Genomic DNA, 7246 nt, shown 5'->3' with positions numbered 1-7246 from the left:
GCCCCTGGATCCGCAGCTACGCGCCCGGCGTGCCGACGGAGCTCGAGCTCCCGACCGGCTCGCTCGTCGACATCGTCACCGAGTCGGCCGAGCGCTATCCCCACCAGGTCGCGCTCGAGTTCTTCGGCCGTTCGACCAGCTACTCCCAGCTCGCCGACGAGGTGGAGCGGGCCGCAGAGGGCCTCCGCCGCCTGGGCGTCCGCGCGGGCGATCCTGTCGCCCTCGTCCTCCCGAACTGCCCGCAGCACGTCGTCGCCTTCTACGCCGTCCTCCGGCTCGGCGCCGTGGTGGTCGAGCACAACCCGCTCTACACCCCGCGCGAGCTGCGCCACCAGTTCGAGGACCACGGCGCTCGTGTCGCGATCGCCTGGAACCGCGTCGTGCCGACGGTGCAGGACCTCCCGGCCGACCTCGGCGTCGAGACCGTCGTCGCCGTCGATCTCACCCGCGCGATGCCCGCCTCGATGCGCGCAGCCCTCCGCCTGCCGCTGAAGAAGGCCCGGGAGTCGCGCGCCGCGCTGACCGGGCCGGTCCGCGGCGCGATCGAGTGGGAGACGCTGCTGCGCCGGCGGATCGACCCAGCGCACCCGCGCCCGGTCGCGGAGGACCTCGCGGTCATCCAGTACACGAGCGGCACGACCGGCACGCCCAAGGGCGCCGAGCTGACCCACGCGAACCTGACGGCGAACGCCGCCCAGTCGCGCGCCTGGGTGCCGACGGTCCGCCGCGGCGACTGCGTGGTCTACGCGGTGCTCCCCATGTTCCACGCCTACGGGCTGACGCTCTGCCTCACCTTCGCGATGAGCATGGGCGCGCGCCTGGTGCTGTTCCCGAAGTTCGACCCGGAGCTGGTGCTGAAGGTCGTCAAGAAGCACCCCGCCACCTTCCTCCCGGCCGTTCCGCCGATCGCGGAGCGCCTGGCGCGCAGCGCGCAGCAGCGGGGCGTCTCCCTCCGCGGCATCGAGATCGCCATCTCCGGCGCGATGCCGCTCGACCCGGCGCTGGTCGAGTCGTTCGAGGCGCTGACCGGAGGCACGCTCGTCGAGGGCTACGGCCTCTCGGAGACCTCTCCGGTCCTGATGGCCAACCCGGTCGGTCCGACGCGACGCGCCGGGACGGTCGGGCTTCCGCTGCCCGGCACCGACGTGCGGATCGTCGACCCCGAGGATCCCGACACGGAGGTGGCGACCGGCGAGCAGGGCGAGCTGGTCGTGCGCGGTCCGCAGGTGTTCCGGGGCTACCACCGCAAGCCCGACGAGACGGCGGCGACCTTCACCGGCGACGGCTGGTTCCGCACCGGCGACATCGCGACGATCGACGAGGACGGCTTCGTGCGCATCGTCGACCGGATCAAGGAGCTCGTGATCACGGGCGGCTTCAACGTCTCGCCGTCCGAGGTGGAGGAGGTGCTGCTCCGCCTGCCCGAGATCAAGGAGGTGGCGGTGGTCGGCCTGCCCGATCCGCGCAGCGGCGAGTCCGTGGCGGCGGCGGTCGTCCTGGAGCCGGGCGCGCAGCTCGACGTCGCAGCCGCCCGCAAGGCCGTCCGGGAGGCGCTGACCCCCTACAAGGTTCCCAAGCGGATCACCGTCGTCGACGAGCTGCCGCGGAGCATGATCGGCAAGGTCCTCCGCCGCCAGGTGAAGGCCATGCTGACCGACGAGGACTAGCCCGGAACGAGCGAGGGCCCCCGACCACTGTCCGTGATCGGGGGCCCTCTGCAACGAGGCTAGAAGCCGAAGTCGCCGCCTCCGAAGTCGCCGCCCCCGCCGAAGTCGCCTCCGCCACCGAAGTCGCCGCTGCCGGAGTCGCCCCAGCCGCCGCCGTCTCCGGCGTCCGCACCGGAGGCGTCCGCACCTCCCGCATCCGCTCCGCCGTCGGCCGAGGCGTCTCCCCCGCCGTCACCGCCGGCGTAGTCGCCTCCCGCGTCGGGGAGGAACGCGCCCGCGATGGCCGAGCCGATCGCGAACCCGGCGATCGTGCCGAGCATCGAGGAGGCGAGGACGCCGCCGAAGCCCATGCCTCCGCCGCCGGAGAAGCGCCGCTCCATGAATCCGGGCTGGCGCAGCTCGCTCCTCGTGGCGGACTGGGCGAGCGTGCGGGGATCGTCGTCCTTCGGCGCGTCGCCGACAGGGGCCCCCTCGCTGAGCTCTCGGAAGACCTGCTGGCGCTTCTCCGGGGTCAGCTGCTCGAAGGCCTCGCGGTGCACCTGCTCGATCGCCTCGGGCGGCGCGGTGCGGAGGAGATAGCGGTAGCGCTCGATGGCACGCTCATCGTCGGTGCGCGGAGACGTCGCCGGAGGGGAGCCGTACTCGGGCCTGCGGTCCGCGGCCTGCGGCGGCGCGTACGTCGAGCGGCGTGCGCTCTCGGGCTGCTCGTCGCGGCCCAGCAGTCGGTCCAGGAATCCCATGATCTCCTCCTCGGCGCCCGACGGACGCACACCGCCACCGTAGGCCCCTCGTCGCTCCGGGTGCTGAGCGTTCTCTCAGAGGCTGCTCGGAGCGGGGGCCTCGGTCACTTCTGCTTCGGGATGACCACCCACATCACGAGGTAGGCGATGATCTGCGGCCCCGGGAGGAGGCACGAGAGCACGAACAGGAGACGCACCACGAAGGGGCTCCAGCCGAATCGGCGGGCGAGACCGGCACAGACGCCGGCGATGATCCTGCCCCGACGGGGGCGCACGAGAGTAGCCATGACTCCACTCTGGCGCAGGGCGCCTGAGCGGGGCATCCGGGAAACCCCCTAGGTCTGCGAGGGAGTCCCGTCGAGCTCCTCGGGCCGGAACGCTCCGACCGAGCGGGCGAAGGCGGCCGCGCGCTCGGCGTCGGCCTCCGGCCAGACCACGTGGAAGCGCTCGAAGACCACGTCGCCGATGCCGCCCGGTGAGACGCGGGCGAAGTAGCGGCGGTGGCCGTCGAGCCAGGAGGCGCGCGTGCGGTCCCCCTCGCCCTCGGCCCAGGCGAACGCGTCGTCGACGGAGTCGAGCGGACCGGTCCGCACGTCGTCCGTCACGAGGACGACACGCGCCGCTCCCGCGCCGTCGCAGACGATCCAGTGGTCACCCGCGACGGGCGCCCCCTCCTCGGCGAGGGACGCCGTGGCCGTCTTCACTCCGCGCCGCACGAGGCCCAGCAGCTCGTCCGCCATCGCCGTGCTGTCGCCGAACGCCTCGACCGGCGGGAGCGCCTCGTCGACTCCCGGATGCGCGGAGCGGTACTCCGCCCAGAGGAGCGCCGCCGAGGCGGCGTCGGTGTCGGGGAGGGCGGTGCGCTCCGGCGCGGCGGGCACGAGCGCCACGATGTTCGCCCCGGCCAGGGAGGCGGGATCGTCGGGGTGGTTGTCGGGCGTGGTGACCGTGTCGAAAGGCCAGTGCTGCTGGAGCCAGCGGCGCGCGTAGGCGTCGAGCTCCTCCTCGAGCCGCGAGCCCCGGACGGCGGGGACGACCCACCAGGAGGCCTCGGCGGAGTCGCCGCCGCCGGGCCGGACGCTCAGAGCGCCCAGCGCCTCGGTGCGGTCCGGGCCGACGAGCAGGAACGCGTGCGCTCTGCCCGCACGCGACTCCTCCTCGAGGCGCAGGAGACCGCGCACGTCGTCGCCGAGGGACGCCGACGGCAGGGCGGCCGGATCGTCCCCGCGGAGGAGAGCCGCGAGCCACGGTCGCTGCTCGCCGATCACCGCGTGCAGGAGGTCCGCATCGCTCGAGACGAGAGGACGCAGGAGGGCGCCCGCCGGCAGCTCGAGCCGCGCGGGAAGGGGCGCGTCGCCGGTTCCACCGCTCATGACCGCACCTCCCCGCGCACCGGCTCAGCCGGCCGCGCGGTCCAGGACGAGCTCGCGGACGCGGGCGGCGTCGGCCTGCCCCTTCATGGCCTTCATCACGGCACCGATCACGGCACCGGCGGCCTGCACCTTGCCGTCGCGGATCTTCGCGAGCACGTCGGGCTGCGAGGCCAGTGCCGCGTCGATCGCCTCGATGAGCGCTCCGTCGTCCGAGACGACTGCGAGTCCACGGGCGTCGACGACCTCCTGCGGGGTGCCCTCTCCGGCGATGACGCCCTGGAGGACCTCGCGGGCGAGGCGGTCGGTCAGCGTGCCGCTCTCGATCAGACCAGCGAGCTCGGCGACCTGGGCCGGGGTGACCAGGGAGGCCGGGTCCTCGCCCGCCGCGTTCGCGAGGCGCGCGATCTCCCCGGTCCACCACTTGCGGGCCGCCTGCGGAGCGGCTCCCGCGGAGACGGTCTCGGTGATCTCGACCAGCAGGCCGCTGTTGGCGACGTCCTGGAACTCGAGGTCGGTGAAGCCCCACTCCTGCTTGAGGCGGCGACGGCGGTCGGCGGGCTTCTCGGGGAGCGCGGCGCGCAGCTCCTCGATCAGCTCGGGGCTCGGCTTGACCGGGAGCAGGTCGGGCTCCGGGAAGTAGCGGTAGTCGTCGGCGTCGCTCTTGGGCCGGCCCGCGGAGGTGCGGCCGGTGTCCTCGTGCCAGTGGCGCGTCTCCTGCGTGATCGTGCCACCCGCGGCGAGGATCGCCGCCTGGCGCTGGATCTCGTAGCGGACGGCGCGCTCGACCGAGCGGAGCGAGTTGACGTTCTTGGTCTCGGTGCGGGTGCCGAGCTTCTCCTGGCCGATCGGGCGGAGCGAGACGTTCGCGTCGCAGCGCAGGTTGCCGCGCTCCATCTTGGCGTCCGAGATGCCGAGCGCCAGCACGATGTCGCGGATCGTCGCGACGTAGGCCTTCGCGTACTCGGGCGCGCTCTTCCCCGCGCCGTAGATCGGCTTCGTGACGATCTCGACGAGCGGGACCCCCGCGCGGTTGTAGTCCACGAGCGAGTACTCGGCGCCCTGGATGCGGCCGGTGGCGCCGCCGACGTGCGTGAGCTTGCCGGCGTCCTCCTCCATGTGCGCGCGCTCGATCGGGATCTGCACGAGCGAGCCGTCGGCCAGCTCGATCTCGACCGAGCCCTCGAAGGCGATCGGCTCGTCGAACTGCGAGATCTGGTAGTTCTTCGCCAGGTCCGGATAGAAGTAGTTCTTGCGCGCGAAGCGGCTGGACGGGGCGATCGAGCAGCCCAGGGCGAGGCCGAGGCTGATCGAGTAGCGGACGGCCTGCTCGTTCACGACCGGCAGCGAGCCCGGGAGGCCGAGGTCGACCGGGGTCACGTTCGTGTTGGGCTCGGACCCGAACTCGTTCGGCGCGTCCGAGAACATCTTGGTCTTCGTGTTGAGTTCGACGTGCACCTCGAAGCCGAGCACCGGCTCGAAGGTCTCGAAGACCTCGTCGTAGTCCATCAGCTCGGGAGCGGACGTGTGCGCGGAGGCCATCAGACGGCACCTTCCTCGGTCGCGGAGAGCACGGAGTGGGTCAGGTCGGGGGCCTGCGCGAGGAGCGGGCGGCCCCACTTCTCCTCGAGCAGCGCCTCGAGCGCGGCGCCCACGGTGTAGAGGCGCACGTCCTCCCGGGCGGGAGCGAGGAACTGGATGCCGACGGGCAGCCCGTCCTCGTCGGCGAGGCCGGCGGGGACGGAGATGCCGGGGATGCCGGCCAGGTTCGCCGGGATGGTCGCGACGTCGCCGCGGTACATCGCCAGCGGGTCGTCGAGCTTCTCGCCGAGGCGGTAGGCGGTCGTCGGTGCCGTCGGCGAGGCGATCACGTCGACGTCCGCGAAGGCCGCGTCGAAGTCCCGCTGCACCAGGGTCCGGACCTTCTGCGCGCTGCCGTAGTAGGCGTCGTAGTAGCCGGCCGAGAGCGCGTAGGTGCCGAGGATGATCCGGCGCTTGACCTCGGGGCCGAAGCCCTGCTCGCGGGTCGCGGACATGACCTGCTCGACCGTGCCGCCGCCCTCCGGCGTGACCCGGAGGCCGAACCGGACCGAGTCGAACTTGGCGAGGTTGCTGGAGGCCTCCGCGGGGAGGATCAGGTAGTAGGCGGCGACCGCGTGCTCGACGCTCGGGAGGCTCACCTCGACGACCTCGACTCCGGCGCCCTGCAGGATCTCGAGCGCCTCGTGGAAGCGCGCCAGCACGCCGGGCTGGAAGCCCTCGCCGCCGTCGAGCTCCTTGACCACGCCGATCCGGAGGCCCGTCACGTCGGCGCGGCGCACCGCGTCGGCGAAGGAGGGCCAGGAGTCGCGCAGCGACGTCGAGTCGCGCGGGTCGTGGCCCGCGATGACGTCGTGCAGCAGCGCGGAGTCGAGGACCGTCCGGGAGACGGGGCCGATCTGGTCGAGGCTCGAGGCGAGCGCGATCGCTCCGTAGCGGGACACGCCGCCGTAGGTCGGCTTCACGCCGACGGTGCCGGTCACGTGCGCGGGCTGGCGGATCGATCCCCCGGTGTCGGAGCCGAGGGCCAGGGGCGCCTCGTAGCTCGCGACGGCCGCGGCGGACCCGCCGCCGGAGCCGCCGGGGATGCGGTCGAGGTCCCACGGGTTGTGGGTGGGGCCGTAGGCGCTGCGCTCGGTGGTCGAGCCCATCGCGAACTCGTCCATGTTGGTCTTGCCGATCGGGACCAGCCCGGCCTCGCGGACCTTGCGCATGACGGTCGCGTCGTAGGGCGGGCGCCAGCCCTCGAGGATGCGGGAGCCGCTCGTGGTCGGCATGTCGTTCGTGACGATGACGTCCTTGACCGCGAGAGGCACTCCGGCGAGGGGGTGCAGCGACTCGCCGTCGGCGCGCCGGCGGTCGATCGCCTCGGCGGACGCGACCGCGCCCTCGCGCGCGACGTGGAGGAAGGCGTGGACCGCTCCGTCGACCGCGTCGATGCGCTCGAGGTGGGCGCGGGTGGCCTCGACCGAGGAGACCGAGCCGTCGGCCAGCTTCTCGGAGAGGGCGGACGCGCTGAGGCGGACGAGCTCGTCGCCGTGCGCGCTCACTGCTCCTCCCCCAGGATCGCGGAGACCTGGAAGCGGCTGCCGTCGTGCTCGGGCGCGCCGGAGAGCGCCTGCTCGAGCGTGAGGGTCTCGCCGACCACGTCGGGTCGGAAGACGTTCTCGAGCGGGATCGGGTGGCTGGTCGCCGGCACCTCGGGCGTGGCGACGGCCTGGACCGCGCGCACGGAGTCGACGATCTGGCCGAGCTCCCTGGTGAGGCTCCCGATCTCGTCGGAAGTGAGGTCGATCCTGGCCAGCTGGGCCAGATGGGCGACCGTGTCGGCCGTGATCTCGGACATGCGTCTCCGTCTGGTGGTTCGGGGGGATTTCCGGCCGCCAGTCTACTCGGCGCGCCCGCACCGCCTCCGCCCGTGCCGCCCGCC

7 protein-coding genes are annotated in these 7246 nt (G+C 73.0%); 1 reads left to right on the top strand and 6 read right to left on the bottom strand.

The features are described from left to right. The coding region (locus C5C50_RS04455; RefSeq protein ID WP_104272946.1) for a long-chain-fatty-acid--CoA ligase at window positions 1–1667 on the top strand (1667 nt) is incomplete at its 5' end. 59 nt (window positions 1668–1726) lie between these two features. Here C5C50_RS04455 and C5C50_RS04450 read toward each other — a convergent pair. The 6 genes from C5C50_RS04450 to gatC form a co-directional block, all read right to left on the bottom strand. Beyond that, window positions 1727–2407, bottom strand: coding sequence for a hypothetical protein (locus C5C50_RS04450; protein WP_104272945.1), 681 nt, complete (start codon window positions 2405–2407; stop codon window positions 1727–1729). Window positions 2408–2511: 104 nt separating this feature from the next. Further along, window positions 2512–2694 carry a PspC domain-containing protein gene (locus C5C50_RS04445; protein WP_104223873.1) on the bottom strand — a complete coding sequence of 61 codons (183 nt, stop codon included), beginning with the start codon at window positions 2692–2694 and terminating at the stop codon, window positions 2512–2514. 48 nt (window positions 2695–2742) lie between these two features. Further along, complete coding sequence (locus tag C5C50_RS04440) at window positions 2743–3780, bottom strand: ASCH domain-containing protein (RefSeq protein ID WP_104272941.1); 1038 nt, start codon at window positions 3778–3780, stop codon at window positions 2743–2745. Between the two features lie 24 nt (window positions 3781–3804). Next, window positions 3805–5319 carry an Asp-tRNA(Asn)/Glu-tRNA(Gln) amidotransferase subunit GatB gene (gatB, locus tag C5C50_RS04435; RefSeq protein ID WP_104272940.1) on the bottom strand — a complete coding sequence of 505 codons (1515 nt, stop codon included), beginning with the start codon at window positions 5317–5319 and terminating at the stop codon, window positions 3805–3807. Then, on the bottom strand, window positions 5319–6866 hold the full coding sequence (gene gatA / locus C5C50_RS04430) for an Asp-tRNA(Asn)/Glu-tRNA(Gln) amidotransferase subunit GatA (RefSeq protein ID WP_104272939.1): 1548 nt from the start codon (window positions 6864–6866) through the stop codon (window positions 5319–5321). Before gatA ends, gatB begins: the two co-directional genes overlap by 1 nt. Beyond that, on the bottom strand, window positions 6863–7162 hold the full coding sequence (gatC, locus tag C5C50_RS04425; RefSeq protein WP_104226848.1) for an Asp-tRNA(Asn)/Glu-tRNA(Gln) amidotransferase subunit GatC: 300 nt from the start codon (window positions 7160–7162) through the stop codon (window positions 6863–6865). The genes gatA and gatC overlap by 4 nt, the downstream gene beginning before the upstream one ends. Between the last annotated feature and the right edge of the window lie 84 nt (window positions 7163–7246).

The sequence above is a fragment of the Rathayibacter sp. AY1D9 genome (assembly GCF_002932395.1).
GTDB lineage: Bacteria > Actinomycetota > Actinomycetes > Actinomycetales > Microbacteriaceae > Rathayibacter.
Note: the sequence above shows the minus strand (reverse complement) of the source record. Positions and strands in the feature narration are given on the sequence as shown.

Excerpts from the sequence above, each read along its gene's own strand:
- C5C50_RS04450 (WP_104272945.1), bottom strand. The coding sequence starts at position 2,407 with ATGGGATTCCTGGACCGACTGCTGGGCCGCGACGAGCAGCCCGAGAGC.
- C5C50_RS04445 (WP_104223873.1), bottom strand. The coding sequence starts at position 2,694 with ATGGCTACTCTCGTGCGCCCCCGTCGGGGCAGGATCATCGCCGGCGTC.
- gatB (WP_104272940.1), bottom strand. The coding sequence starts at position 5,319 with ATGGCCTCCGCGCACACGTCCGCTCCCGAGCTGATGGACTACGACGAG.
- gatC (WP_104226848.1), bottom strand. The coding sequence starts at position 7,162 with ATGTCCGAGATCACGGCCGACACGGTCGCCCATCTGGCCCAGCTGGCC.
- C5C50_RS04440 (WP_104272941.1), bottom strand. The coding sequence starts at position 3,780 with ATGAGCGGTGGAACCGGCGACGCGCCCCTTCCCGCGCGGCTCGAGCTG.